At 59.2% G+C, this 24,807-nt stretch carries 24 protein-coding genes and 2 pseudogenes; 16 read left to right on the plus strand and 10 right to left on the minus strand.

All coding sequences use genetic code 11. From position 1 onward, the window contains the following. Positions 1–367: 367 nt before the first annotated feature. The 3 genes and pseudogenes from AC0L2D_RS31145 to AC0L2D_RS31155 all read right to left on the minus strand — a co-directional run. Positions 368–510: pseudogene (locus AC0L2D_RS31145) on the minus strand (ATP-dependent DNA ligase); the annotation flags it as partial. A 495-nt stretch (positions 511–1,005) separates the two neighbouring features. Beyond that, on the minus strand, positions 1,006–1,764 hold the full coding sequence (locus tag AC0L2D_RS31150; protein ID WP_063174058.1) for a response regulator transcription factor: 759 nt from the start codon (positions 1,762–1,764) through the stop codon (positions 1,006–1,008). A 690-nt stretch (positions 1,765–2,454) separates the two neighbouring features. Beyond that, entirely contained in the window at positions 2,455–2,679 is a 225-nt protein-coding gene (locus AC0L2D_RS31155) for a hypothetical protein (RefSeq protein ID WP_024505842.1), read from the minus strand. Between the two features lie 1,252 nt (positions 2,680–3,931). Here AC0L2D_RS31155 and AC0L2D_RS31160 point away from each other — a divergent pair. The 9 genes and pseudogenes from AC0L2D_RS31160 to AC0L2D_RS31200 all read left to right on the plus strand — a co-directional run bounded on the left by AC0L2D_RS31160 (position 3,932) and on the right by AC0L2D_RS31200 (position 10,922). After that, a complete protein-coding gene (locus AC0L2D_RS31160; protein ID WP_127218896.1) occupies positions 3,932–4,354 on the plus strand; it encodes an ArsR/SmtB family transcription factor in 423 nt (140 codons plus the stop codon). A gap of 406 nt (positions 4,355–4,760) precedes the next feature. Next, positions 4,761–5,216, plus strand: coding sequence for a Ros/MucR family transcriptional regulator (locus AC0L2D_RS31165; protein ID WP_027163549.1), 456 nt, complete (start codon positions 4,761–4,763; stop codon positions 5,214–5,216). A 486-nt stretch (positions 5,217–5,702) separates the two neighbouring features. Next, positions 5,703–6,659 (plus strand): AraC family transcriptional regulator, encoded by a 957-nt coding sequence (locus AC0L2D_RS31170; RefSeq protein WP_063174055.1) that lies wholly within the window; start codon positions 5,703–5,705, stop codon positions 6,657–6,659. A 130-nt stretch (positions 6,660–6,789) separates the two neighbouring features. After that, positions 6,790–7,491 (plus strand): nitroreductase family protein, encoded by a 702-nt coding sequence (locus tag AC0L2D_RS31175; RefSeq protein ID WP_027163551.1) that lies wholly within the window; start codon positions 6,790–6,792, stop codon positions 7,489–7,491. A 156-nt stretch (positions 7,492–7,647) separates the two neighbouring features. Continuing rightward, on the plus strand, positions 7,648–8,565 hold the full coding sequence (locus AC0L2D_RS31180; RefSeq protein WP_024505836.1) for an NADP-dependent oxidoreductase: 918 nt from the start codon (positions 7,648–7,650) through the stop codon (positions 8,563–8,565). A 297-nt stretch (positions 8,566–8,862) separates the two neighbouring features. Further along, a complete protein-coding gene (locus AC0L2D_RS31185) occupies positions 8,863–9,939 on the plus strand; it encodes a TadE/TadG family type IV pilus assembly protein (RefSeq protein ID WP_027163552.1) in 1,077 nt (358 codons plus the stop codon). A 147-nt stretch (positions 9,940–10,086) separates the two neighbouring features. Beyond that, the gene (locus AC0L2D_RS31190) at positions 10,087–10,182 is read left to right on the plus strand and encodes a hypothetical protein (protein ID WP_245265417.1); all 96 of its coding nucleotides are present in this window, start codon (positions 10,087–10,089) and stop codon (positions 10,180–10,182) included. A 193-nt stretch (positions 10,183–10,375) separates the two neighbouring features. After that, positions 10,376–10,773 (plus strand): annotated as a pseudogene (locus tag AC0L2D_RS31195) (alpha-hydroxy-acid oxidizing protein). Next, on the plus strand, positions 10,764–10,922 hold the full coding sequence (locus AC0L2D_RS31200; RefSeq protein WP_245265420.1) for a hypothetical protein: 159 nt from the start codon (positions 10,764–10,766) through the stop codon (positions 10,920–10,922). Before AC0L2D_RS31195 ends, AC0L2D_RS31200 begins: the two are co-directional and overlap by 10 nt. Positions 10,923–11,284: 362 nt before the next feature. Here the strand turns inward: AC0L2D_RS31200 and AC0L2D_RS31205 are convergent, their stop codons facing one another. Next, positions 11,285–12,100 carry a class I SAM-dependent methyltransferase gene (locus AC0L2D_RS31205; protein WP_013525007.1) on the minus strand — a complete coding sequence of 272 codons (816 nt, stop codon included), beginning with the start codon at positions 12,098–12,100 and terminating at the stop codon, positions 11,285–11,287. A 76-nt stretch (positions 12,101–12,176) separates the two neighbouring features. On the opposite strand from AC0L2D_RS31205, the gene AC0L2D_RS31210 reads away from it, so the two are divergent. Then, the gene (locus AC0L2D_RS31210; RefSeq protein WP_473543985.1) at positions 12,177–12,419 is read left to right on the plus strand and encodes a hypothetical protein; all 243 of its coding nucleotides are present in this window, start codon (positions 12,177–12,179) and stop codon (positions 12,417–12,419) included. A gap of 18 nt (positions 12,420–12,437) precedes the next feature. Here AC0L2D_RS31210 and AC0L2D_RS31215 read toward each other — a convergent pair whose 3' ends face one another. From AC0L2D_RS31215 to AC0L2D_RS31235, 5 genes are all read right to left on the minus strand, one after another. Next, positions 12,438–12,986 (minus strand): hypothetical protein, encoded by a 549-nt coding sequence (locus AC0L2D_RS31215; protein ID WP_473543987.1) that lies wholly within the window; start codon positions 12,984–12,986, stop codon positions 12,438–12,440. Between the two features lie 9 nt (positions 12,987–12,995). Next, the gene (locus tag AC0L2D_RS31220; RefSeq protein WP_473543988.1) at positions 12,996–14,171 is read right to left on the minus strand and encodes a zinc-dependent alcohol dehydrogenase; all 1,176 of its coding nucleotides are present in this window, start codon (positions 14,169–14,171) and stop codon (positions 12,996–12,998) included. A 410-nt stretch (positions 14,172–14,581) separates the two neighbouring features. Then, positions 14,582–14,794, minus strand: coding sequence for a hypothetical protein (locus tag AC0L2D_RS31225; RefSeq protein ID WP_013525011.1), 213 nt, complete (start codon positions 14,792–14,794; stop codon positions 14,582–14,584). A 93-nt stretch (positions 14,795–14,887) separates the two neighbouring features. Then, complete coding sequence (locus tag AC0L2D_RS31230) at positions 14,888–15,280, minus strand: hypothetical protein (protein WP_050580550.1); 393 nt, start codon at positions 15,278–15,280, stop codon at positions 14,888–14,890. Positions 15,281–16,372: 1,092 nt separating this feature from the next. Continuing rightward, positions 16,373–16,699, minus strand: coding sequence for an MAPEG family protein (locus AC0L2D_RS31235; protein WP_013525012.1), 327 nt, complete (start codon positions 16,697–16,699; stop codon positions 16,373–16,375). Between the two features lie 810 nt (positions 16,700–17,509). Here AC0L2D_RS31235 and AC0L2D_RS31240 point away from each other — a divergent pair. From AC0L2D_RS31240 to AC0L2D_RS31260, 5 genes are all read left to right on the plus strand, one after another. After that, entirely contained in the window at positions 17,510–18,142 is a 633-nt protein-coding gene (locus AC0L2D_RS31240) for a hypothetical protein (protein ID WP_013525013.1), read from the plus strand. A 608-nt stretch (positions 18,143–18,750) separates the two neighbouring features. Then, positions 18,751–19,245 (plus strand): Csu type fimbrial protein, encoded by a 495-nt coding sequence (locus AC0L2D_RS31245; protein ID WP_024505608.1) that lies wholly within the window; start codon positions 18,751–18,753, stop codon positions 19,243–19,245. 23 nt (positions 19,246–19,268) lie between these two features. Next, positions 19,269–19,988 (plus strand): fimbrial biogenesis chaperone, encoded by a 720-nt coding sequence (locus tag AC0L2D_RS31250; RefSeq protein WP_473543991.1) that lies wholly within the window; start codon positions 19,269–19,271, stop codon positions 19,986–19,988. Then, entirely contained in the window at positions 19,960–22,371 is a 2,412-nt protein-coding gene (locus AC0L2D_RS31255; protein WP_473543993.1) for a fimbria/pilus outer membrane usher protein, read from the plus strand. The genes AC0L2D_RS31250 and AC0L2D_RS31255 overlap by 29 nt, the downstream gene beginning before the upstream one ends. A 14-nt stretch (positions 22,372–22,385) precedes the next feature. Then, on the plus strand, positions 22,386–23,330 hold the full coding sequence (locus AC0L2D_RS31260) for a Csu type fimbrial protein (protein WP_024505610.1): 945 nt from the start codon (positions 22,386–22,388) through the stop codon (positions 23,328–23,330). On the opposite strand, the gene AC0L2D_RS31265 is transcribed toward AC0L2D_RS31260, so the two are convergent. Then, positions 23,324–23,710 carry a hypothetical protein gene (locus AC0L2D_RS31265; RefSeq protein ID WP_027163554.1) on the minus strand — a complete coding sequence of 129 codons (387 nt, stop codon included), beginning with the start codon at positions 23,708–23,710 and terminating at the stop codon, positions 23,324–23,326. The genes AC0L2D_RS31260 and AC0L2D_RS31265 overlap by 7 nt on opposite strands. Before the next feature lie 178 nt (positions 23,711–23,888). Here AC0L2D_RS31265 and AC0L2D_RS31270 point away from each other — a divergent pair, with 178 nt between their 5' ends. Further along, positions 23,889–24,050 carry a hypothetical protein gene (locus tag AC0L2D_RS31270; protein WP_245267645.1) on the plus strand — a complete coding sequence of 54 codons (162 nt, stop codon included), beginning with the start codon at positions 23,889–23,891 and terminating at the stop codon, positions 24,048–24,050. The last annotated feature ends 757 nt before the right edge of the window (positions 24,051–24,807 follow it).

A 24,807-nucleotide genomic window follows, 5' to 3' on the forward strand; every position in this document is an offset into this window, starting at 1 on the left:
CAGCGTCGACGGGAGATGTTCGAGGCTGTCGACACCGTGCTGCGCCGCAGCCCCGAGGTGGGCGCCTACAACCAGACATTCTGAGTATCCTTAGGCCGCCGGCTGACAGCCGCACGTCTGCCTGATCGATCACACCCCAACGCGCGCGCTGTTGGAGCTCGCGGCGTCAAAAGTACCGTTGTGGGTCACCTGCGCTTCGCCCAGTAATTGCAGGACCCATCCCGGCGTCCGAGTGAACCTTGGTGGCCGCTGGGATACGCATCATGATCGGAGACGCGCCGCTCGGCTGCAACAGGTGCAAACTTCCCCTGTCGGTGATGAGACCCAAGGATCAGTCGCTTGACCTGTCCTGGTTGTGGCGCGCTCTTCTCGTCAACAGGCGGATGCCATCTTCATCCATGATGAGCTGAGTGCGATACCCGTCGAATTTGATCTCGTGAATCCAGTCGCCCCGCTCGGGCGGGTGTCGACAAGCTCCGGCTCAATAGGTGGGATGAACTTCAAACGCATGAACTGCCTCGCAAGACTGCGATTCAATATAGCGTGCGCTAAAAAATGGTTCCGGACCATTTTAGACGAATTGAATGTTTGATAGCCATGGCGAATCCGACCTTGGACCACCAATCCCCGGCAAGCTGCACGGTGGCCAGCCAGCCCACGAGACGACAATTTCCATACCTGCCCGATTTGCGGTCAGCAGGTCGACATGCGCGACCTGCGCCGTCATTTGGCACGAACGGCCGAGGCACAGACCGCTGCTGCTGTTGGTTGATCAGGCGAGAATGCCGCTCGAACGGGGCGGCGTTTCGTTGCCCCGGACCCCTCCGACTGCCTCTTCTCAAAAGCTGTTCCATTGCGCGGAGCAAAGTCACGATTCAGAAGGGAGTCTCGCGTGGCATCGGTCGTGCGGCAACGCGAAATCCATCGACCTTCATTCAAATGTTCTGTTGACAAAAAACACGACCCGCCAGCACTAAACCAGGACGGGCCGTCTTGTTGATGCGATCACTCTTGGCCCAGAGGTCCTTCCGCGAAGAGATCGTTCACCTTGTAGGCGACCTCCGTGCGGTTGGTCGCCTTCAATTTCTTCATGATGTTTCGGATGTGAACCTTCACAGTGCTTTCGCGAAGGTTCAGTTCGTGGGCGATGATCTTGTTCGCCTTGCCGCGTCGCAGTGCCTGGGCGACCTCTGCCTGCCTGAGCGTGAACATGCCCGTCAAGGGCCGGGCGTCGCAGTTGCCTGATTTTATCAGGTGCCGCATGGAAAGGACACTACTGGCCGGAACGAAGATGCCTCCGGCTGCAGCCAAGTTGATCGCCTCGACACACACATCGATCCCGACCGAAGTCGGAATGTAGCCGCGTGCGCCGCATTCGAGAGCCGTCAGCACCTGTGCAAGATCTTCGGTGTCGGCCAGGATGACCACCGGAACGGTCTTGAACTCGGACGAAATATGCCTGATTTCTTCTGCAATGCCGTGATCGGTGACCTTCCGGCCCCCGAGGTTGAAGAGTATGGTTGAAAGGGGAGAAGCCGAACCCTTCCTTATGCGCCACTCCTCGATCGAACCCATGGCGACGACCACCATGCCCAATTCATGATCCTCAAGCGCCGAAGCGAGACACTCGCGGTCCAAGGCCCTCCCGTCCAGCATGAGAAGGTATTGCTTACCTGCTTCTTGGTGGAGATTTTCTGTGCCGCTGGACGGAACTCTTGATCGATTTGACGAACCGTAACTGTGCAGTCCTGCTGTAGAAACCATACCGATACTCACCCTTCCCCAACGAAGGTACCTGTGGCGCCCGATAAGTGCCCTTTCTTAGAATTGGAAGTTTTGGTACCCGACCCCTTTTCCACGCTCAAGGCTGATTGCGAACCTCAAGCAACGTGGCTGCTGACATCTAAAGCAGCCTCGGGAGTGTAGGAGCTATTTATTAGCATTCTCTAACATAAGTTAATTTTTTCGGTAAATTTTTACGTTGAGAAGACGGGACTCCAAACCGGTTTGACCCGCGCGAGCGGCCCGAACTAAGGCGCATGCCCGTGCCGCACCAGGCTATAGATATCCTCGGTTACCGCGCACTGTGTTGGTTGCACGCGCTCTTGCGATTAATTCGGCGGGTCTCATACGATAGGCGGTGGTTGGGTTTGCTCGCACCTCCTGACAACGCTGCATCATACCTCCAAAAGCTTCGTTGACGATGTATACACCACGCTGAACACTGGATTGCCGGCGTCTGCTCGAGCTTACGCTGCCTGTCTGCGAACAAATGCGGAGACAGGATAGGGGAGCCACCGCCGCCCAACACCCCATGGCTCCCCTATCGCTCCGCATGGCGACCCACTTCCGAAATTTGATTTTGAACGGCAAGCACGATCCGCCTGCAGGGCATGGCTGACGTCGGCAGATGAAGCGGTTCATCGTGAGCCTTCGCCAGACAACGTCCGGGTCTCAGGCGGTCCCCAGGGGGTTTGCTTCGCATAGCTGCTGAAAATCGAGAACCGTCCCGTCAGTCTGGATCTCGGCTTCGAATGCCTCGATCAGCCGTTTGGCGGCTTTGCTGGCAATGTGCGAATCGGGGTAAGTTGCCTCCACAACGCGCGCGCGCTCGTAGACTTCCCTGAATTGCCTGACCTGCTTGGGACCGAATACGCGATGTACAACCTGAGTGGTCATACCGCTTCTCCTCCTGGTGGCGGAACTTGAATTAACCTGCCCGTTGTCAAGCGCGCGCATGATTTCATCATCGGCACAGGATTACAACTGAAAGCCCAACAAGCCTGCGCCGGTATTGTAAGATACCAATTTCCTTGGTCGAGGCGTTCTTTAGTAGCGTTCGCTCGATTGCGAGTTAGCCGTTTGCAGGAGGCAAGGTCGCATGGTGAAGATTGCCAGAACCGCTGACCAGCCTTCGTGACGCCTTGCTCGAAACAAAAAAGCCAGGAGGCTTTTGCCTACTCATCCCGATGCCGCCCAGGGACTACGCGAAGCTGGCGTCGTCATTGGCCATTCGGTGCTGATCGTGGTTGACATCGACCGGGAAGGAGATCTCAGCGGTTACGGCATCGCTCGCCCCCCTGTCGCAAGCAATCCTCATAATGATGGTGGTTGCTGGGCTACAGAGGGGGCCCGTATCCTTCAGAAAAGAGGGGCGAGCAACGATTTCGGGTCGGGGGCGCCGGTCACCCGTAGCACGAGGCCCATGGTTGCTACTCGATGCTCAGGCCTGCCACACGATTCATTTATGATCTTTCAAGGGGAACCAAGAGTGCTTGGGCAGAGCGATATCCAATCGGCTGGGGGCTCAACGAAGACCGGACGAAGCGACTGGCACTGTAGGTCGCGGATTTACGATTTTGGTAATCAATGGAGGCCATCAGAGGGAAGGGGAGGCGGTGTTGGTCATCGAACGACACTACATCGCACCGGGCAAGTCGATGTGTTGAAAGCTTCGGCCCGCCTGCGTCGGCGCCGAACAACGGAGGCTCGGTCGAAATGGGAAATAACCCATCCGCGCATCCCGTTGATACGCAATGCAATCATACCGTCAAAAGGGCTAACTCCGAAATGCGGTGGGGAGAACCCGCCACCTTAATCATAATGGAGGAGCCGACACTATCGACATGGCTGTGGTATTTTGTCTGCCGGGTCACGTAAAGGAGCGGTGAGTGGAACAGGTCACGACTTGCTGGGCCAGTCAGCTGGCGGAAGGACGCCTCAATGGTTTCGTGCCAATCCAACAACAGCGCTCAACGATGGCTGGACTTGAATCCGAGCGCGCCGAGAGGCATGCCAAGGCTTGTGGGTTGAGACGGCTTCGGTCCTACGCCCAGTGGCTCGTGCCAGATGATCTGGCCGTGTTCATTGAAGAGATCGATTGTTCCGCAGTCTTCGGGCGTGACGGCAAGTTGCTGGGGAAGAGGCATCTATGGTCTCGGACGGACTAAGGGCTAACGCCGCACGAGCGGCCGAATTTCTGGAGGTGCTGGGCAATGCGCGGCGGCTGCACATTTTGAGCTTGCTGCTCGACTATGAATTGCCGGATCGCAAAATTCGCGAACGGCTTAATATTAGCCGGACAGCCTCGTGGCACCACATAGCCAAGCTCCGGGAAGTTGGGCTCGTAAAAATCCGCCGGGACGGCCGGAATGTATATTTTTCCTCTGAAAATCGAGCGGTACGCGATCTGCTTTGCAAATGGAATGTTATGGTTGCTGTCCAGCAGTCTGGGCAAGCGGTTCCGCTCGGTGGCGGTGCCTTGGCGGTGACATGCCAGGATCTTGTGCACTCGGCCCCCGGTCTGGAAAACCGAGTTTGTCAAAGCGTCAGCGATTCCCGGAGGGACGAGTGATCATCCCCAGGAATCTCGATTAGACACCGTTGGATCGAGAAGATCACCCGCGCGATTGTTGCCACCCGCCGGTTTTCTCTGCGGCGTCAGCCCCCGGATCGCGAAACGGCTGACGCATACCCTGTGGATCGGCGAATGCCGCCGACTATGGTCGCGCTGACGACGCGCCCGATTGGACGTACTCCGACTTGCGCTATAAACACTCGGTATCCTGCTACTGCCTCAAGGCCGGCATAGAAATAAATCCTGCGGTCAGTCAGTTGCCAGCGGGTAGGTCAGGTGCGGTGCCACCCCTTAAAATATAGACAGGTTTCTTCGCGTGGAGCCCCATCCATGATCTTTGGGCCGTTGCACGTTGTAAAGTTCCTCAATAGAGACAAAGCCGATCAAATGGGAAACTCGAAATATGCAGAATGACGCTGAAGCACCGCAGGTCCAGTTGTTGCAGCTCACCGCCGACATAGTGGCGGCATATGTCCAGAAGAACGCCATTCCGGCGGCCGGTCTTCCCGAATTGATCGCCAGCGTCAATTCTGCCTTGTCGGGATTGGGTCGGCCGGTGGAAGCGACGCCGCCCGCGTTTGTTCCGGCAGTCAATCCAAAAAAGTCCGTGTTTCCCGATTACATCATCAGCCTGGAGGACGGACGCAAGTTCAAGTCTATGAAGCGCCACCTCGGGTTGCTGGGAATGACACCCGACGAGTACAGAGCCAGGTGGGGGCTCGCCAAGGACTATCCCATGGTTGCACCGAGCTACGCGGCCCAGCGGTCAGCCCTCGCGAAATCCAGCGGACTCGGCCGCAAGCCAACTGCAAAAACGCCGTTGAGGAAAACACCAGCGAATCGGAAAGCTAAGGCCTAACAACAAGTGGCTATCAAAGGCGGCGGGGCAAACTGGATCACTAGGCAAGCATCACAATATCGCTCGGCTCTAAAAATCGGCCTGGATAACAACATACCGTCCTCTGTTGAAAGTGACCGTGAGCCATCAGCAGCTCTGACGAATGCCTGGCAACCGATGGATGGTGAGACCACCGGACACTCATTGGGAGACCCCAGGGCGCAGCGTCCAATCTCATATGGTGCGGGGATGGCGGTAGGCTGCGGCGGCTGATCGGCCTCGCACCTGTTCAGAGACAGGAAACTGCTCCATCCTTTTACCAGTTGCTCCGTTACGGCCGCAGCAATCTAGTGCGTGGTGCCTCCGCGCTCGGCATGTAGACAAGTTCTTCACCTGGAGACGCATTCATGATCGGCGGGCGTGTTGCCGTCTCTCTTGGTACTTTCGATTTGTGCAAACAATCCATAATTACGATAAGACGTTTCACTATCTCCGTTTCGAGGTCCAATGTCTGAAGTGGACTGGCTGAGCCATCTCCTGCAAATCATCACCGTGACCGGCCAGCTCGAGGTCCGCTGCGCCTATGGTGCACCGTGGCGCGTTGCCTGGAACAAGGCTGCCGCGAACGAAATTCCCTACCACGTCATAGTCAAGGGCCGGGCCATTCTCGAGGATCCGAAGACGAGAGCGGCGCGGGAGCTGCTGAGCGGAGATATTGTGCTGCTGCCTCACGGCGCGGCGCATGTACTGCACGACGGTAGCGGGCAAACACCAATTCCTACCCAGCAACGCCGGGGGTCAGCCGGATGGATGCTGAGCGAGAATGATGGCGAGGGCGAGCAACTGGATCTGCTGTGTGGGCGATTTTTTATCGCGCCACCCCATGATCGACTGATCCGCAACTACCTGCCCGCCAACCTGGTGACACGCGCTGTGGACAGCCATGGAGAAGACGGCATGGGGTCCGCATCCAACCAACTTGCCGGTCTTGTCGGGCTGATGCGGATGGAGTCCTCCGGTGACAGGGCGGGAGGGCGCGCCATTCTCAACGCGCTTTCCTCGGCGCTTTTCACACTGGTACTGCGCGCGGCGAGCCAATCCGGGAAAGCCCCCGAAGGCTTGTTGGCCCTGGCTGGCCATCCGCGGCTGGCACCAGCAATTGCGGCAATGTTCGCCGATGCGGCACGGCCTTGGAAACTGCCCGATCTGGCCGATTTGTGCGGGATGTCGCGCGCTACGTTCATGCGCCAGTTTCAGGACAAGCTGGGTCGCTCCGCCCTCGATTTTTTGACTGATCTGCGCATGAGCCTGGCCGCCAACGAGTTGAAGAAGCCAGCCATCAGCGCCGAGGCCGTGGCCGAGACCGTCGGGTATCAATCCGTTTCGGCATTCCGGCATGTCTTCGCCGAAAGGATGGGGATGACGCCGGGGGAGTGGCGGCGACTGGCGCACAAGGGCGAGTAACGCACACGGTCTGGGATCGCGAAGGCGCAGTTTGATCCTTTCGCGCATCATACTGAGCTGAATCAGTCTCGAAATAATCACTCGTCCTCGTAAATTGGGCTCCGCAATCACTTGATAAGGGAGCCATCCAATGAACTGCATCGCCACCACCGGACCCGCAACCCGCGTAGCCGCCGAGATCTTCGGGGAGAGCGGGAAGAGCGAAAACGCTTTCGCCACGAACGCCGTCATCGAAACGATCCTGAGCCGCAGTGCCGCCAAGTACTACGACCCTGCTGCCACCTTGAGCGACGACCAGATCCGCGACCTGGTGCGTATCGGCACGTCCGCGCCAACCTCCTTCCACCTGCAGAACTGGCGTTTCATCGCCGTACGCTCGCCGGAAGCCAAGGCCCGGCTGCGTCCGATCGCCTGGAATCAGCCCGCGATCACCGACGCGGCCGTGACCTTCATCATCATCGGCCAGCTGGCCGATGCCAGCACCGTTCCAGCCCGCCTGGCACCCGTGGTGAAAGCCGGCATCATGCCGGCGCACCTGGTGCCGGAGTGGGAAATCCCCGCTCGCGGTCTGTATGATGATCAGCCGCAGCGCCAGCGCGACGAAGCAGTGCGCTCCGCGACCTTTGGCGCCGCGGCGATCATCTACATGGCCCGGTCGCTGGGCCTGGGTTCGACGCCGATGATTGGTTTCGACGCTGAAGCCGTGCACCGCGAGTTCGGCCTGGCCGAAGACGAAGTGCCGGTCATGCTGTTGACCGTCGGACCGGAGCGAGCTGGCAACTGGCCGCAGAAGCCGCGCATGCCGGTGGCCGATGTGCTGGACTTCGCATAACGAAAATCCTGGAATCGCGGGCGCGCGAGAGCTCCGAGGAACCCAGGCAGGGACCTCAAGGTCGTCGTGGAGGACGCGAAGCCGACGCGTGAAAGCTCGAAAGAGCTGCCACGCCCGCTAATTACCCCAACACAAATGTCTGAGGAGACAATTCCCATGAAAGCGATCGTAGTGACGGACCAGGCTGCAGGAGAGGCCGGGATGAAGCTGGTACAGCGGCCCGAGCCGCGGGCGGCAATAAACGATGTTGTTGTGGAGGTTCATGCGGCGGGATTCGTCAACACCGAACTGGAGTGGCCTTCGACCTGGGCCGATCGAGCCTTCCGTGACCGGACGCCATCGATCCTCGGCCATGAGCTCGCAGGTGTGGTCACTGCGCTCGGCTACGGCACCACGGGACTGTCAATCGGTCAGCGCGTATTCGGCCTCGCCGACTGGCATCGCGACGGGACCCTCGCTGAGTATGTCGCCATGGAGGCACGCAATCTCGCGCCGCTGCCCGGCGACGTTGACTTCACGGTGGGTGCGAGCCTGCCGATCTCCGGCCTGACCGCGTGGCAGGGGCTGTTCCAGCATGGCCGCCTTCAGGCGGGGCAAAGCGTGCTCGCGCACGGCGCGGCCGGTGCCGTCGGTTCGATGGTGACGCAGCTTGCAAGGGAGGCCGGGGCCTATGTCATCGGCAGCGGACGCGCCGCCGACCGCCAGAAGGCGCTCGACTTCGGCGCGAATGAGTTCGTCGATCTCGACAACGACAAACTGGAGGAGGTTGGCGGCGTCGACCTGGTGTTCGACGTCATCGGCGGCGATATCCAGAAGCGGTCCGCGGCCCTGATCCGGGCCGGAGGAACGCTTGTGACAGTCGTTGGACCGACGGATATTCGACCTGCAGATGGCCTGGCGATTGACTTCGTCGTCGAGGCTGATCGCGGCCAGCTTTGGGAGATCGTTCAGCGGATCCGGGACGGACGACTGCGGACGAATATCGGCAAGGTCTCCAGCCTTGAAGATGCCGTCGCCACCTTCAATTCGACCGAGCGGCGTGCGGGAAAGACGGTCATCCGCGTTCGGCCGTGAGGACTCGGGGGAGAGAGGGCAGTTCCTCTCCTTGAAAGCCTAAGGTCCGCGGCAAATGCCGCAGCGTCAGATGTGATTGCATCTTGGGAGTTCGAGTTCGCTAGCCTCTGCCTGCAGCAATCCCGGTAGCTGGCGAGATTTTGATCCAATACTGCGTTGTTTGTTGAATCTGAAGCCTGGAGGCAAAGACCCAGGCTTGGCGGCGAGAGACGATTAAACATTGATCGATAGCTTTAGACCTTGCTTTGCCGTCGCGTGGTATATGCGCGTAGGCTAATGTCCGTCGGGAGTAGAAACATGCTGAGAATTGTTGGGCGGTTCGCGCGTTCCCATGACGGTTCGATGGCCCCGTTGTTTGTTTTCATGCTGGCGCCCATCATCACCGCCATCGGGTTCTCGGTCGACTATACCAGGGCGGTCCAGACCCGGTCCAACGAGCAGCAGGCGCTGGATGCCGCGGTCCTATCGATCACCGGTATGGACACAACCTCAACGTTGGCGCAGCGCCAGACTATGCTGCAGGATACCTTCATCGCCAACCATGGCCTGGGTACCCCGACACTGAACAGCTTTGTGGTTTCCGCCAATGGCACCGCCACCGCGCAGGCCATGGCAAGTTACTCCATGCCCACCGTGTTCATGCAGATCGCCAGGATCAACACGGTGCCGGTCGCCGTTGGGTCGGCGGCGAGCAAGACGCCGGCCCTGGTGCAGACTACCTTCAAGGTTTCCAAGGTGTCGGGCTGGTGGAACAAGACGATGACGCTCTACGGCACGACATTTGGAGCGACGGTGGCCAAGCCGCTGATGTCGATCGAGTATACCTATAACGGCTTCGGTGATCCGAAAGGCTACGGCACAACGAATGTGTACACAATCACCAACAACGGCGGGGCCGACATCAAGACGCTTGTCCAGTCGCAAGTTTGCACCACCGCCAGCGTGAGCACCTTCACGGGTCTGACTGCAGACGCGATACTCCAGACCAGCGGCACCAAGAAATATTCAACCACTTGCCTCAACACCATGTACCCAGCCAACAGCGCCGGCGCGTCGATCGACGTCAGCCAGATGGCTGGCCTCTCCCTGCAGATGTACGTGCCATCGGGCAACCCGAAGTACCTAAAGTCGGATGATCCGACCACCTCCAACCGACTCTACAGCGGCGTGGACGCGAACAACCTGACCGAGACCCCGACTGGGCAGAAGGTCGACATCTTCACCATCGTGCCTTGTGGTGTAACCAGCTATCAAGCCTGGGAGGACGGCGGCACAACCGTGCCGACGCCGTCTTCAAATGCCGACTTCTTCTACAGCGTCACCGGCAAGTGCGACTTCAACAAGCGCCCCTCGATAACGGCCCTGACACAGTAGGAGGTGCATCTCTTGCCTTTGGAAAGCGGCACGTGCTGCGCGTGTGACAAGACTTGATACCGGGATCACGCTCATCGGGCAAAGTCTGCCGCGTCCGATAATCCTGGCCCGATAGCATATCAGCGGCTGGTGCATCCGGAAGGCGAGGTGGCGGCGGCGCGCGGCTCCGGAGTGGCGCAAGCGGTGTTCACTTTGGGTACCACGGCGACGGCAGCGATCGAGGATGGCGTGGCGGTGAGCTAGTCTCCAGTCTGGTTCCTGCTCTATCGGCAAAGCAATCGCGGTTTTAATGGCACGGCACTTGGCCAAGCGATCTGTGTAGCGGTCGACATGCCGAAGCCAGGCGATCGCCGTAGGCAGTTCCGGGCAGGATTCAAAATTCCCGACGGCCTCGCAACGCCATACTTCAAGGACCGGAACACCGGCGTGCTCAAAGTTGGCACTGCGCAGCGTCGGCCATGCCGACCTGGGCGGATATTGCCTGGCTGCGTTCGCTTCAACCCTGCCGCTTATCCTGAAGAGCATCCTCGATCCTGAGGATGCTGAGCAGGCGATCGGAACGGGTGTCGATGCCATCGCGGTCTCGAACCACGGTGCGCGTAACCTCGACACCCTCCCGGCAACCATCGACTCCCTGCCCGCCATCGCGGACCGGTGGCCGGACGGATTCCCATCATCCTTGCTGGAAGCGTGAGCAGTCGCGCCGACGTTGAAAATGCTTGCCCTGGTGCAACCGCAGTCACGATTGGCCGCCCCTATGTCTACGCCCTGGCAACCGATGGTGCCGAGGGCGCAACCTGCTTCGCCGAGACTTGGAGATGGCAATGGCGCTGACAGGCCGGGCGCGCATCGGCGAGATCGACCGGCTGGTAATCTGGTCAAGCCCGAAACTATTTTTCAGCAAGTTCAGCATTGCACTTTTCGCTTCACCTCCGTCGCGCCCTTTGTCCGGCCGAGCGCCGACTACCTGGATGTCCGATTAGATTTACAGCTGGCGGTCTGCTGTCGGCCACAATCGTGCCTTCGCATTTTGACTACTGGCGTCGAACTTGCCGTGAGGATGACTCGGACGGAGGACAGGAGCGCGATGCAACTGACTGCCTTTACCGGCTTCGTAGCCGTTTACCGGCCGTTATAGCACAATCGATGCCGGACCGAAGTGCACGGACAATGGCACCGTCGTGTACAATGTCGCACAATGGTATAGAAAGGCGGTGGTTCGCGAGCCGAACGAAACTGCGAACCATGGTGTTGCCGGTCGCTACTTCTGGTGCTGAGTTGCGCCAACTTCCCGCCGCCAAGGCGGGTTTTTTGTTTCTGCCCTTCGTTACGATCAAGGCTCCGATCAGGCAGGCTTCGAGACGATGATGGCCAGCGATGCCAATCTGCCTTCGCTCAGGCTACGGATGTAGTTCTTGCGTCGCTGCACGAATTCGGTGCCGAGCACGATTTCATTGACCTGACGTTGCACAGGCGAAGGAATGATGCCGGAACTGGCCCTTTGCATCGCCAGTTCGACATGTTCGCCGGTCTCGTCGATGACTTCGTCAATATGGAAGCCCGCGTCGGCGAACAGGGTCTTCAGGGTATCCCGGTCAACAAGGTGGCTGGTTTCCGGCGCAACCGCCCAGGGCAAGGGATAATTCGGCTCGCCGGCAGCCAGCACGGCTTCGGTCCAGATCAGTTTGCCGCCCGGCTTCAGAACGCGAAAAGCCTGCCCGATGACGGCGGCCTTGTCGGCGATGTTCATCCCGACATAGAAGCAGATTGCCGCGTTGAATGTGTTGTCGGCGAAGGGCAGTTTCGCCGCGTCGGCTTCGTGGAAGCGAACCTTGTCGCCAAGGCCGCTGAGCATGGTCAGTCGGCCGGATGCCTCGACAAAGACTGGTGTGAGGTCGACACCGTCGACCTGGCAGCCATAGGTGGCGGCCAGGAAGCGCGCCGGGCCGCCAATGCCGCTGCCGACATCAAGGATCCGGTCGGTGGGCGAGGGGGCAAGACGACCTCCATGGTCTCGCGTGGCGATGAGCTCGCGGCCGTGAAGCTGGTCGAACGGATAGAGCTGCGCGGCATTGATTTTATCGGGCTTCGCATCGGAAATCGCGGCCAATATACGCTCGACGATGCCGTCGCTGCCGTAATGCGTGGTGACGTTGCTCATTGCTGTCCTCCTCGAACAGCCAGCTTCCCATCAATAGGTTGTCTCCGCAACGCGCGCTGATTCAGGAGTGTGATTCATGACCCGCTACGCCACCGTCATCACCGATGCTGACGGCCGGGAAATCGTCAGCGCCATCGGCGAATTCGCAGGCACTGCGCCGCACCCACACCTGGGGCGTGGCGAGCAGGTCGCATCCGGCGTAGAAATCGGCATGGTGCAGGATGGGGCCGGGCCGATAGCAAGTTGCGCGGCTACAATCTCGTCGAGCTCAAAAATCGGTAACCTGGTTTTAGGGCTGGAACCCCAGACTAGCTTATAGCGCAAGGTCGGCACTCTGTCAGGCGGCGCCGGACTCCTGGCCGCGCTCAGAGCGGGCAAAGTCGCGGGCTGCGGCAGTGCCTGCGGGAAAGCCGCTGCGATCGCTGTAGTCGCGCGGCTTGGTCCCCCTGCGAGAGTGGCGCGTGGTGACGCCTTTCGCACCGATGATGTCGAGCAAAGCGATTCCGGCGACCACGGCAAGCGCAATGCCCACGTTGTCGCGCTTTGGATTGTCATGCCGATAAGCTGACAGCAACGTCGCGATGTCCAGGCCGTCGCCAGCCACCCGGCTCCAAAGCCCAGCCTGCTTGTCCACGGAAAGCGAGAGTATGCCGCTGCTTATCTCCCGCGCCCCATAGGCTCGGATGAGATCTTGCTTGCCGCTCATGCCGAGCGCACCGGCAATCCGCTCGGCACCAACCAGTTCGACGACGCCCAGCGCGATGCTGAACCAGCCGAGCTTGCGGGCAAGGCCATCGAAGGCACCGGCCACACTCGGCCCGGCCTGCAGCACTTTGGGATCGCCAGGCGATCGGGTGATGTTGGTGAGTTTAGCGACCACGTTCATGACGATTCCCTACGGTTTCAAAACTACCTTGATGCAGCTGTCCTGCTTGTCGCGGAACACCTTGTACATCTCGGGTCCCTGCTCGAGCCCGACGGTGTGGGTGATGACGAAGGAAGGGTCGATCTGGCCGTCCACGATGCGGCGCAGCAGATCCCCGGTCCAACGGGTGACATGGGTCTGCCCCATGCGGAAGGTGAGGCCCTTGTTCATCGCCTGTCCCATCGGAATCTTGTCGACCAGCCCGCTGTAGACGCCGGGGATCGAGATCACGCCGGCCGGCCGGCAGACATAGATCATCTCGCGCAACACATGCGGTCGATCATTTTCCATCAGCATCAACTGCTTTGCGCGATCGTAGACGGTGTCGGGCTGGGCCAGCGAGACATGGCTTTCCATGCCGACGCAATCGATGCACTTCTCCGGGCCATTTGCGCCGGTGAGTTCCTGCAGCCGTTCGACGACACTTTCCTCGGCGAAATTAATGGTGATGGCACCGCCGGCCGCCCCCATGGAAAGCCGTTCCGGCAGGCAATCGATCGCCACCACCTGTTTGGCGCCGAGCAGCAGGGCGCTGCGTATTGCCATCTGCCCGACTGGGCCGCAGCCCCACACCGCAACCGTATCCGTAGGCTCTATGTCGCACTGTGCCGCGGCCTGCCATCCGGTGGGAAAAATATCGCCGAGGAAGAGAACCTGCTCGTCGGTAAGGTTGTCAGGCACCTTTACGTGCGTGGCGTCGGCGAACGGCACCCGCAGGTATTCCGCCTGTCCCCCGGGATAGCCGCCCGTCAAATGGGTGTAGCCAAACAGACCAGCGGTGGTGTGCCCGAACACCTTGTCGCCGAGGTTCTTCTTGCGGTTCGTACGTTCGCAAACCGAAAAGTTCTGTCTCTTGCACTGGTCGCACTCACCGCAGATTATGGTGAACGGTACGACAATGCGGTCTCCCTTCTTCAGAGCGCCGTTGACGCCCCTGCCGACCTCCACGACCTCTCCCATCATCTCGTGGCCCATAATGTCGCCTGGCAGCATGGCTGGCACGTAGTTGTGGTAAAGGTGAAGGTCGGAGCCGCAGATGGCACAACTCGTCACCTTGATAATCGCGTCCCGTTCATCCTCAATTTCTGGATCGGAGACCTGATCGCAGCGTATGTCTTCCTTACCGTGCCAGACCAACGCACGCATAGCCCGCTCCTCTGTTGGCAAGGTCGATCGGGACCCGCGCTTGGCAAGCGGGCCATGCTATTCATCGACCGTGCCCGCCGCCTGTCGAACCGCAATGGCCGATCTATGTTCCGGGAGCTTGAGAGAATATTTTGGGCCATTCCAAACGGCGCCTTCGTCTGACCGCGACTCGCTTGCCGCTCCGTCTGAAGTCGGCTCCTCAGTCTTGATGCAGCTACGGCATGTCTTCGTTGTTTGTGCCATGCACGTTGGAGCCGTGCAGGAGGGACTGGATTTCGTCTAGATCGATGTTGCCGTCACCATTCTCGTCGATGCTATTGAACATCCTGCCGACCGCGCTTTGAACCTCAATGACCTGTCCCCATCCGTGTCCAACAGGCCAAACATAAGTCGCATGCCGGCACCGCGCATCATTTGGTGCCCCCGGTGTCGAGCCATTCTGTGTCCTCTGCCCCAGTCACCACGATTTCGCCAATGGTCGCCATGACGGCTAGCTTCATCGGGACGGTCAGCATGCCCGTTGCGGTCGCCCTGGTCGTTGCGGCTATCTTCGTCACGGAAAGCTTCTTCAGAACCGCGATCCTGGTGCATTCTCTCCCGGACAGCTTGCTCAACCATCTCATGGCATGCCTCCATCGCACCATCGGCCGTGTTTGTTTGGGTCAAACTGGGGCTCGGTCAGATTGTTCCCTCAAGGGGATGAGGTCACGGCGAAGTTACAGGCCATGTGCCCGTGGGCGCAGGGCGACCACAACCAGAATGGTGGAGATGGTGTTTGCATTCATGTCGTCGTAGCCGCCTTCTGGAATGGCGGAACGTGCCAAGGTGTTGCAGCGCTGTGGTGAAGCTTGCTTCGCTGCCGCGGCCTGCAGGGCGAGAGATCGCGCATCTCGATCTGCATCCACACGACTGGAAGCCAGAACAGGCCGGTAATGAGGTAAAGCAGGATCGAAAAGCGCAATCCACCTCTCGGTCGGCGAATAGGCGGAATGCCAGGCGAGGGCATGAGCCACCACCGCGGTTGCAGTGAACACGAATTCAGCGATCACGGCGATGCGTGCGACCGCTACGATGGTCGCGGAATTTGCGGTCTGATGGGCGAGCAGCATGAAGAAGGCGATGCCGGCCGGACGGCGAGTTGTTCGCAGACCGCCTCGGACGGTTCAGTGCAAGGATCAATCCCCCTGCGCCGCTCATGGACGCAGCGCCAGCTCAGGGACCTGATCGGCGGGATCCGCGATGGTCATGGACCCGATTCCCGGCGGAAGTGCGGCATGTGGGCTGGATCGTTTGACAAGCGATCGGAATGTCAGGAAATCAGAGCGAGGCGGCGCGGCACAACCGGCGGCCAGCGCCTTGGCGAAGGTGACGCATGTCGACCTGCTGACCGCACGTCGGACAGATGTAGGAATATCCTTTTTGGGCTCGCCGCTGTAGAGCTTGCCGGGAATTGATCCACCAAGATCAGATAGCTCGTCATATCCATCGACTTGTCTCAAATGTTACCGAACTGTTCTGCGCATATTCCCGTCCGCTCGGTCAAAGTCTAACGATCAGGGAAGCACATTGGAAAGCACATGCGGTAACGGTTGATTCAACCATTGCTGGTATGTTGGTGTGGGTGGCGACTCCGACAGTTGGGCGGGCGCTTCAGTGCCGGAGCCGCCTGCGCAGTCCGGTTGGGGTTTGACCGCGCCGTCCTATAATGGGACAGCGCGGTCAACGATTCGTTAAAATGCTCCGGAGCTAATTAAACGTGTGCTAAATTGAATCGCAGTGTTGCGAGTCAGCTCATGCGTTTGAAGGTCATCAGGCTATCGCGCAGGAAGGACGAGGCGGTGTTAGCCGTCAGTCATTCTATCTCACGCGCTGACGACCTCTGGCGCCTTCCAAGTCATCACTTGTGACATCAGCCGTTGAATCGAAGCCGGTCCAACCGCCTGCTTCGTATTCGTTTCGCCGGAACCACCGATAGCTTCGCCCGTTGCTAAGCTGCCCCGTGACACACGGAATCATCGATCACTGCTTGATGTATGGCTAGCGACGGTGACTCACCAGAGACATGAACTCAGAAAAGAACCAACGAAGCTGGACCGCGTTTAACGTGTTGACTGGGCAGCCAGCAGACCCGTGGGCGCTACGGCTAAGCTATGCCCGGACTCTTGTTCGCCTTTTGAACGCTGTCGAGTTGAAGCGAAAGGTCACATGCGGCGAAAGATTGAATAAAGAAGCCGGGGTACCGCTTCAGCGGTGCCGACGGGAACCGTCATTATCCAAAGCAGTCCCAGTGCAGCCGCCCATGGCGCGCTCCAGTAGACCGCGAAAAGCCACATCGACGGAAGAAAGATCGGCAGCCATTCGATCGAGTTTGAATTAGCGCGGATTGTCCGCTCAAGCAGCGGATCCCCAGTCATGGTCGGGGCGAGAACGCCCGTCCTCTTGTGGGTTCTGGCGACTGTCAGCGCTATGCCAAAAATCATTAGGCTGCAAAGCAGCGTCACAATAGCCACCGAGAAATACCGTTCCATGCCTGCCTCCTCTCGTCGCGGAACAGGCAGGCAAGCAAAGGTTGTCGCCAGTGGCAAGCTGCATGTGCGTCATCCTGACAACCAATCGCCAGGATTTTGCGGCCGGCTTGAGCCGCGAGCTCTTGTCTCCCCTATGGCGACAGGGTCTTTGCCGAAGGACGCTTAGAGCCGCTTATGCTAAGCTGCTTTCACTGCTATATCTGAAATGCAGGCAGGACGTCCGCAACCCCGGAAAGCCAAGGGATGGATTGGGATCGAGAACGCGACGATCGCGATCACCGTCGAAGGCATTGATCGCGCCGATTCCAATGTGCGCCCTGTCGGACTTCCGGCTTTTAGACCATGCGACAGCTCCCTGACTCGAGAGGCGAACCCACTACGGCCGCACTAGACGCGGAAAGGGAGAATGCTGGTTCAGTGGGGGCCTTTGGGCCCAACGGACCGCACCGGCCACTACGGAAGAGATTTGGACAGCCCGCGGTGCTCAAGCCATAGTTCGATGTGTTCATGGCGCGAGGGGGCGCCTGCTATCTTGACAAGTACGCGGTCACAGTGTGGACCTCCTGAATGGCGAGGACCCGAAACATGGATGGCCGAGGCAATTCGCTCGTGTAGCAACGCGTCCGGGGCAACCGAGCCACAGTTGTTCTTAAGCATTTTAATAAAATATCAGCGTTGTCCTATATCCGCAGGACACTATACCGCCGGATCATACCGGCTATTGTGCAACTCGGTGGCGCCTTAGCGCGTACTAATATGAGCGGCAGGCGAAGCTTGCTGCACATCGTAAGGCAACCACAGGAGAGTGTCATGGCTAGTATCTTCGCGAGAACTGCCAAAACATTGGCGAGTGGCGTGATCATTTCAGTTTTGTGCATGCCGGCAAATGCCGCCGGAATTGGCGCCGGTGCGGGCGCATCCGTTGGGGGTAGCGGCGGCATCAATGCCGGTGCTGGTGCCTCTATCGGCGGTTCGGGCGGCGTGGACGCCGGAGCGGGTGCGTCTATCGGGGGTTCGAGCGGCGGCAATGCTGGCGCAGGCGCCTCAGTCGGTGGCTCCAGCGGCGTCAATGCCGGTCTGGGCGCCTCCGTCGGCGGCTCTAGTGGCATCAATGCTGGGGCAGGTGCGACGGTTGGTGGCACTAACGGCGTGACGGCAGGTGTTGGCGCAACTTTGGGCGGCACGAGCGGCATTGGTGTTGGTGCTGGACTGGGCGTTGGCAATGGTGTCAATGCCGGTGTTGGCGTTGAAACAAGCCCCTCCAACCCTTCCAATCCGAGCAATCCTTCTAATCCCAGCAATCGTAGACTGGTCAACGTCGTAGCTGACCTGTCGGATACGCAACTCGCACGGATGAAGAAACGTTGTGTGGACGTGCTCGGCAGTCAGGGGACCTACGATCGCGACTTACGCCAGCTTTGCCTGCTGATCTCCCGCCGCTAAAAAGAACAGCCGGGACGGAAGTGCGAACCAGCCGCAAGGCGGTGTGACACTCTCCTGCCTTTGGCCAGTCAGAAAGCCCGTTTCCGCAAGTGACGGGCTTTTTGCCGCCATTAGTTTAAATTGACGCTGCATCATTTCTTCCAATTATTTGGCGCCATGTGAAGAAAACGGGAACGACGTGCTAATATCGAGTGTGCTCCAAATTATTTGATTTGCCGTGAGCGCTGGAGAAATACCATTCCAATGGCGTCAAAAACATTGGAAAGTGGCCGAAATATCATTGGCGCTAATGTGGAGATTTAAACTAAACTTTAAGACGAAAATCCGACTTTGATTTCTGTCGGGATATCTTACCATGTGAATTGAAGATCAGTATATTGCCGCGAATGTATAATACCTGTGATGATTGGATCGTCACTTACGGCAATACTTCCTAACTGAATCGCGGATACCATTAGCAACAGCAAATAACCCTTTACGCGTTGAGCTCCGCGGTCTCTGAGATGTTAGTTGAATATTAACGGAATTTGTGCCAAATGCATTTTGGGTCGGGAGCTTTCGACGGTTATCGCCACTGGCGAGCAGCCGAAAGATAAGGAGCACACTGAATGCGTGCCTGCCTCGCGGCCTTTTTGGCTCTCATTTCCGCGGCATCCCTGACCGACCCAGCCCTTGCGGCGGTCGCGACAGGCAACATGACGGTTCGCATTACCATTACCGCCGAATGCAAGGTTCAGACCGCCAGCGATCTGGATTTCGGCTCAAAAGGCGTAATCGACGCCAATGCCGATCAAACCAGTACCATCGGCGTGCAGTGCACTTCCGGTCAGACCTACAATGTGGGTCTGAGCGCAGGCGCGGGTGCTGGTGCGACCGTAGCAGTTCGCAAAATGACCGGCCCTGGTGCCGCTACGGTTAACTACATGCTGTACAGGGACACTGGGCGCACCCAGCCGTGGGGGATCACAGTCGGCACCGATACGGTTGCAGGAACCGGAAACGGCAACGTGCAAAACCTGACTGTCTATGGGCGAGTCCCGCCGCAAACAACGCCGGCCGCAGGCGTCTACACGGATACCGTCGCGATCACCGTGACATACTGAACTTCCCAAACGGAGGATACGACATGCGACCCATGCAGTCATGCATAGGGGCGGCAGCGCTCCTTTTGCTGTGCGTCAGCCTTTCGGCAGCCGCTTCCCTTAGAGTGGCCCCAACCAGCCTGGAGTTGATTGCGCCCGACAGCGCGGCAGTTTTGAATCTGCACAATGATGCCAAGCGGCCGATAAACGTGCAGATACGCGTATTCCGTTGGCGTCAGGCTGACGGCGTAGAGCAGTTGGAGCCGACCGCCGACGTGGTTGCCAGCCCGCCATCGACCCAGGTCGGGCCGAATGCCGACTATTCCGTTCGCGTGCTCCGCGTCAGCAAGGCGCGAGTGAAGACCGAGGAAAGCTATCGCCTGCTTGTAGACGAGCTGCCCGACCCATCGCGCAGGAAGGCTGGGACCGTGACGCTGGTGCTGCGCTATTCCGTGCCGGTCTTTTTTCGCAATCCCGACTCCAAGGCACCTGACGTGTCCTTCAGCATGTCGCGGAAGGGCCGCAGCCTTGTTCTGACGGCGCGTAACAATGGTGAAAGCCGGCTGAGGTTATCCAACATCGATCTGACGCAAGGCGGCAAGAAGGTCGCCAGTCGCAGCGGACTTGTCGGCTACATTCTTGGCGGAGCCACCATGCAATGGCCGATCGGCAGCAGCAAATCGCTGGCCGCAAGCTCTGTGGTGCTGAAGGCACAGAGCGATTTTGGACCATTTGATGCTCCGGTTGCGATCAAAGGGCGGTAGAATCGCGGTCGTTGCTGCAGGCACCTTTCTAACTTTCCTGCCGGCGAACGCGCAGGCTCCGCAGACTCAAATTGCGGAACCCGCCCCGGACCAAACAGGACGTCGCGACCTTTATCTCGAGGTGTTCATCAATGACGTTTCGACGGAGCTGATAGGGACCTTCACGCAGTTCCCCGACGGGCGCCTGGCGGCGACGCCGGACGAATTGAAGCAGGTCGGCCTGAAGCCCGTAGATAGCGCAAACGCGGACGGGTTGGTCAGGCTGGACCAACTGCCCGATGTTGCCTTTCGTATTGATGAGCCGACGCAGCGCCTCTTTGTCACGACCACGAACGAGGGCCGCGCCGCCCGCGTCGTCGATGTTCAGGCCGCTGAGAAGGGAGATCGTATTCAGGCGCAGTCGGGTTATGGCGGCGTATTCAACTACTCTCTCTTCGCAAGTTCCAACTCCCTGGTTGAGAACAGGTTTGACCTGTTTCAGGGAATTTCAGGAGCCTTTGATGCGCGCGTGTTCAGCCCCTACGGCACGCTCAACCAATCCTTCATTGCCGGCTATTCCGATGGCGAGTTCGGTGGCTTCACACGGCTTAATACGACGTGGAGCTATTCAGACCCTGAACGGATGATGACCTACAGGGCGGGGGACTTCATTTCCGGCGGGCTGGCCTGGACGCGGCCGGTCTATCTCGGTGGCATCCAAGCACAGCGCAACTTCGCGCTCCGGTCGGACCTGGTCACGCTGCCGCTGCCGTCCTTCGGCGGAACCGCTGCGGTTCCTTCCACCCTCGAAGTCTATGCCCAGAACGTCCGCACCTATACCGGAGAGATTCCCGCCGGGCCTTTTCAGGTCACCAATTTGCCAGTCTTTGCCGGAGCCGGCGAAGCGCAGGTCGTGTTGAGGGATAGCCTCGGTCGCGAGACCACAACGAGGCTCCCCTTCTATACCTCCAGCGACATGCTGGGACAGAGCTTGCTCGATTTCTCGGCGGAGATCGGGTTTCCACGGCGTAACTTCGGCACCGAGTCCAACGATTACGCCAACGGGGTGTTTGGGGTCGCCACCGCACGCTACGGTCTCACCAATTGGCTGACGCTTGAGGGCCATGCCGAGGGCGGCGAAGGATTGATCAACGGTGGTGTAGGCGCCGCCTTTCCGCTTGGACCATATGGCGCAGCCTCAGTCGCCGTCGCCGGCAGCCATCAGGACGGTCGCACGGGTTCGCTTGTCAACGCGTCTCTGGAAATGAGCTACGAAGGGTGGTCGATCTACGGTCGCATCCAACGCGCCTTCGGCGACTATGATGACATCGCCGCGGTGACGGCAGAGCCGACGTTGTCAGAGCCCGGTGACGTGCCGATCTTCAGCACGGGCGTGCCTCGCGCAATAGACCAGCTCACGCTCAGCATCCCGGCGCCGATAGATTTTTCCAGCCTCAATCTCTCCTATACGCATCTTGAAAGTGACGAAGGCCAGAAGAGCCAGATCGTTGGCCTTTCCTACAGCCAAGAGATATTCAAGCGAAGCAGCCTCTATGCCACTGCCTTCACCGACCTTGAGGATAGCGGCAGCTTTGGAGTCTTCGCCGGCCTATCGGTTCCGTTCGGTGACGATATCACCGCTTCCACGGGAATAGAGCAGGGACCGGACGGCCCGAATGTCGTCGCCGACATCGCCAAGTCGCAGCGGTTGGAAGACGGCAGCATTGGCTGGCGAGCACGAACCTCGGAAGGCGACACGCCCAACCGGTCGGCCGCAGCAAGCTATCGCGCGCGCTTCGCCCGCTTCGAGGCTGGCGTCCAACAATACGGGAAGGACGTGCGGGCAACTGCGCAAATGGATGGCGCGATTGCCGTGGCAGGCGGCGGGGTCTTTGCCACAAATCGCATAGACGATGCTTTCGCCGTGGTCGAAGTCGGCGCTCCTGATGTCGACGTCCAGTTCCAGAACAGGCCGGTGGGAAAGACCAATCGGCAAGGGCGCATCCTGGTCCCCGGGCTTAACTCCTACGAACCGAACACGGTCTCCATCGATCCAAAGAATCTGCCAGTGAATGCGGACGTTCCGGCAACCAAGGAAGTCGTGATGCCAGCCGATCGCAGCGGGGTCGTGGTGAAGTTCGGCGTTTCGGAAGCGCCCGAAGCAGCGGTCGTCACTCTGGTCGACAGCACAGGGACCCCTTTGGAAGCCGGCCTGAAGGGGCGCATGGAGGCTGGCTCCGAAGAGTTTGTCATCGGCTACGATGGTGAGGCGTACATTCGAGGCTTAAGCGCACAGAACACGGTCGTGATCGATCGTCTGGATGGCACCTCCTGCAAGGCCGATTTTTTCTACACGCCCGCACCCGGTCAGCAAGTCGCAATCAAGGACGTGGCATGCAGGTGAACATGGGAGAACGAATGCTCCGTCTTGTCATCTTCATGGCCTTTGCCATGTTTCCGTTGTCCGCTTTAGCGCAAAGCTGCAGCTTCAGCGTCTCGAACATGAATTTCGGGTTGGTTGACACTCTCTCGGGCAGTCAGACCAACACGACCGCGACCATCAACATGAATTGCAGCGGCATTGTCGGTCAGCGCATCCTGATCTGTGCGCATCTTGCGGCCGGCACAGGCGGCGCGTCGTCGGCGACGGCCCGCCAGATGTTTAGCGGAGCCAACGCACTCAACTATCAGCTCTATTCCGACTCGGCACGCAGCGTGGTTTGGGGTTCTTATGCCTGGGCCTACGCTTCCCGCCCTCCGGCACTGGCATTGACCCCAAATGTATTGGGCTCAGCCACTGGAACGGCGACTATCTATGGCGCCGTGGCCGGAGGGCAGGGAACCGTTCCACCTGGAACCTACCTTTCGACATTCTCCGGTGCGCAGGTCGAATTTCGCTATCGCTATACCTCCGGCAGCAGTTGCAGTACCGCCTCCGGTACGGTGGCGGCTGATCCGACTTTCACCATCAATGCGACGGTCGCCGCCAACTGCCTTGTATCGACGCAGAACATCGATTTTGGATCAAAGGGGGTACTTGACGGCAATGTTGATGCCACCGGCCAGGTGTCAGTCACCTGCACACCAGCAGCGGCCTACACGGTCTCGCTGAATGGCGGCACGACAGGATCGCCGCCGACAACTCGCAAGATGTCGAAAGGCGTGGAAACAGTGACCTATGGCCTCTACAAGAATGCTGATCGAACTCAGCCTTGGGGCGACGCTTCCGTGCCCGGCAGCACAGTGCCGGGAACTGGAACTGGGGTCCCGCAAGTCTTCACGGTTTATGGTCGCGTCCCGCCGCAGGCCACTCCTTCCGCAGGCGTATACACCGACACGGTTGTCGTCACTGTGACCTATTGAGCGATGAAGGCCTTTCCGACAAGACCTTGGTCCGAATTGACATTTAGCTGACCCGCTCGAATGATCCGGCCAATGCAGGGGCAGGGATCATGCTGGTAACAAGCATCGCGAACGGCACCTTCGAGCCGGAGGAACTGTCTCTTCTCCAGGGGCTGTTCGATATGCTTTGTGAGCTGCGCGGCATTAACTGCGAAAGCCCCGAAGCTACGACGGCTGCCGAAAGCCTGATTGCACGTTACAAAGCCGGCCTTCGCGGCGATGAACTTTTTTCTATCGGTCGCGCCGGAGTAGCTGCTGCTCCAACTCTCTTCAGGCAATCCATCGGGAACCATTAAGGTCACAAAGGGGTTGGGCTCGGTCAAACCGTGCGGGCCAACCATGCAAGAGCTTTCTCCCGAGCAACAGCAGGCTACATCGCGTCTCATTCGGTCGTGGATTACTTCAGAGACGCTGCGCCATCAAATCCGCCAACTGCTGGGAGGTCCAGCAGATTGGGATGTGACCGAGCAGCATCGGTCCATGCTTGACGAGCTGGATCGGAAGCTGAACGAATGACCCATGGCACAGCAGCGGTACGACTTAAGGCAAGAGCCAGGTGGAAGCTGGACGGTGTTCGACGTGTTCACCGGCCTGGCGGCTGATGCGTGGGGCGCGCCGGCTGAAGGTCTGGACATGGGACATGCCGACGATCTGGTTGGCCTGCGAACGGCATTGACCTGAAGCGTAGGGTCGCCCGAGGTGACTTCTAACCGTTGCTTCAATCTTCCCGCCGACCGCATCGACAGATGGTGATTTGGCAGGCTCGCCAATCGTGCTCTCTACCCGCTGCAGGATCGTATCGAGGGGCTCCGCGACCAGGATCTCGGCGAGCGGTCGATAGACGAATCCCAGGGACTCGGCGCGAGCAGACAGCTGAAGGCCCTTGCGATCCTCGGATTTAACTTCGCCGCGTGGGGAGTAACCCGTCCTTTCAGCGTGCGCAGCCCAATGGTAACTCCTGGGCGTCTTGCTCCCAGCGCTACAGCTCGAACCGCAGTTGACGTTGATCCGGCGGCAACACATCGCCTAGCGACGAAGCGTGACGCCATTCGGATGAGTTTCATGCCGCCCGTTCGCCAGTAGCTTCAATTGCCAAAGGGGGTGCGGTTCTATGTCAAAAGGGTAGGTCGGCACGACCAGTTTACCAAGCAAGGGTGACGGTGACCGTGCCGACCGGCACTGGTCATAAGGAGGGACCCAAACAACCAGATCTACAAACTACGCGCAAAAACGGTAATCCCGCAACTAAGCCCCATGGCCTAGGCTGCCCGTCAGGGCCATTGCGCGATAGCACCATAGGCACCAGAGTTGGGTATATATTAGCTTGTGCTTGCGGCGGCCCCCCCCCCCCCCCGGGGTCTTATAAAAAAATACGAGCCCACCCGCCACCTGAGCCGGGCGGGGGGGGGGGGGGGGGGTGGTGAAAAAAAGGGGGGGG

This window comes from Mesorhizobium sp. WSM4833 (assembly GCF_055811095.1).

What these genes read in the sequence shown, in the direction of transcription:
- AC0L2D_RS31225 (WP_013525011.1), bottom strand. Translation starts at nt 14,794, where the DNA reads ATGAGATGGTTGAGCAAGCTGTCCGGGAGAGAATGCACCAGGATCGCG.
- AC0L2D_RS31200 (WP_245265420.1), top strand. Translation starts at nt 10,764, where the DNA reads ATGGCGCTGACAGGCCGGGCGCGCATCGGCGAGATCGACCGGCTGGTA.
- AC0L2D_RS31170 (WP_063174055.1), top strand. Translation starts at nt 5,703, where the DNA reads ATGTCTGAAGTGGACTGGCTGAGCCATCTCCTGCAAATCATCACCGTG.
- AC0L2D_RS31240 (WP_013525013.1), top strand. Translation starts at nt 17,510, where the DNA reads ATGGCTAGTATCTTCGCGAGAACTGCCAAAACATTGGCGAGTGGCGTG.
- AC0L2D_RS31220 (WP_473543988.1), bottom strand. Translation starts at nt 14,171, where the DNA reads ATGCGTGCGTTGGTCTGGCACGGTAAGGAAGACATACGCTGCGATCAG.
- AC0L2D_RS31255 (WP_473543993.1), top strand. Translation starts at nt 19,960, where the DNA reads ATGCTCCGGTTGCGATCAAAGGGCGGTAGAATCGCGGTCGTTGCTGCA.
- AC0L2D_RS31245 (WP_024505608.1), top strand. Translation starts at nt 18,751, where the DNA reads ATGCGTGCCTGCCTCGCGGCCTTTTTGGCTCTCATTTCCGCGGCATCC.
- AC0L2D_RS31265 (WP_027163554.1), bottom strand. Translation starts at nt 23,710, where the DNA reads ATGGTTGGCCCGCACGGTTTGACCGAGCCCAACCCCTTTGTGACCTTA.
- AC0L2D_RS31235 (WP_013525012.1), bottom strand. Translation starts at nt 16,699, where the DNA reads ATGGAACGGTATTTCTCGGTGGCTATTGTGACGCTGCTTTGCAGCCTA.
- AC0L2D_RS31175 (WP_027163551.1), top strand. Translation starts at nt 6,790, where the DNA reads ATGAACTGCATCGCCACCACCGGACCCGCAACCCGCGTAGCCGCCGAG.
- AC0L2D_RS31230 (WP_050580550.1), bottom strand. Translation starts at nt 15,280, where the DNA reads ATGCTGCTCGCCCATCAGACCGCAAATTCCGCGACCATCGTAGCGGTC.
- AC0L2D_RS31215 (WP_473543987.1), bottom strand. Translation starts at nt 12,986, where the DNA reads ATGAACGTGGTCGCTAAACTCACCAACATCACCCGATCGCCTGGCGAT.
- AC0L2D_RS31260 (WP_024505610.1), top strand. Translation starts at nt 22,386, where the DNA reads ATGCTCCGTCTTGTCATCTTCATGGCCTTTGCCATGTTTCCGTTGTCC.
- AC0L2D_RS31250 (WP_473543991.1), top strand. Translation starts at nt 19,269, where the DNA reads ATGCGACCCATGCAGTCATGCATAGGGGCGGCAGCGCTCCTTTTGCTG.
- AC0L2D_RS31165 (WP_027163549.1), top strand. Translation starts at nt 4,761, where the DNA reads ATGCAGAATGACGCTGAAGCACCGCAGGTCCAGTTGTTGCAGCTCACC.
- AC0L2D_RS31155 (WP_024505842.1), bottom strand. Translation starts at nt 2,679, where the DNA reads ATGACCACTCAGGTTGTACATCGCGTATTCGGTCCCAAGCAGGTCAGG.
- AC0L2D_RS31210 (WP_473543985.1), top strand. Translation starts at nt 12,177, where the DNA reads ATGACCCGCTACGCCACCGTCATCACCGATGCTGACGGCCGGGAAATC.
- AC0L2D_RS31150 (WP_063174058.1), bottom strand. Translation starts at nt 1,764, where the DNA reads ATGGTTTCTACAGCAGGACTGCACAGTTACGGTTCGTCAAATCGATCA.
- AC0L2D_RS31270 (WP_245267645.1), top strand. Translation starts at nt 23,889, where the DNA reads ATGGCACAGCAGCGGTACGACTTAAGGCAAGAGCCAGGTGGAAGCTGG.
- AC0L2D_RS31180 (WP_024505836.1), top strand. Translation starts at nt 7,648, where the DNA reads ATGAAAGCGATCGTAGTGACGGACCAGGCTGCAGGAGAGGCCGGGATG.
- AC0L2D_RS31185 (WP_027163552.1), top strand. Translation starts at nt 8,863, where the DNA reads ATGCTGAGAATTGTTGGGCGGTTCGCGCGTTCCCATGACGGTTCGATG.
- AC0L2D_RS31205 (WP_013525007.1), bottom strand. Translation starts at nt 12,100, where the DNA reads ATGAGCAACGTCACCACGCATTACGGCAGCGACGGCATCGTCGAGCGT.
- AC0L2D_RS31160 (WP_127218896.1), top strand. Translation starts at nt 3,932, where the DNA reads ATGGTCTCGGACGGACTAAGGGCTAACGCCGCACGAGCGGCCGAATTT.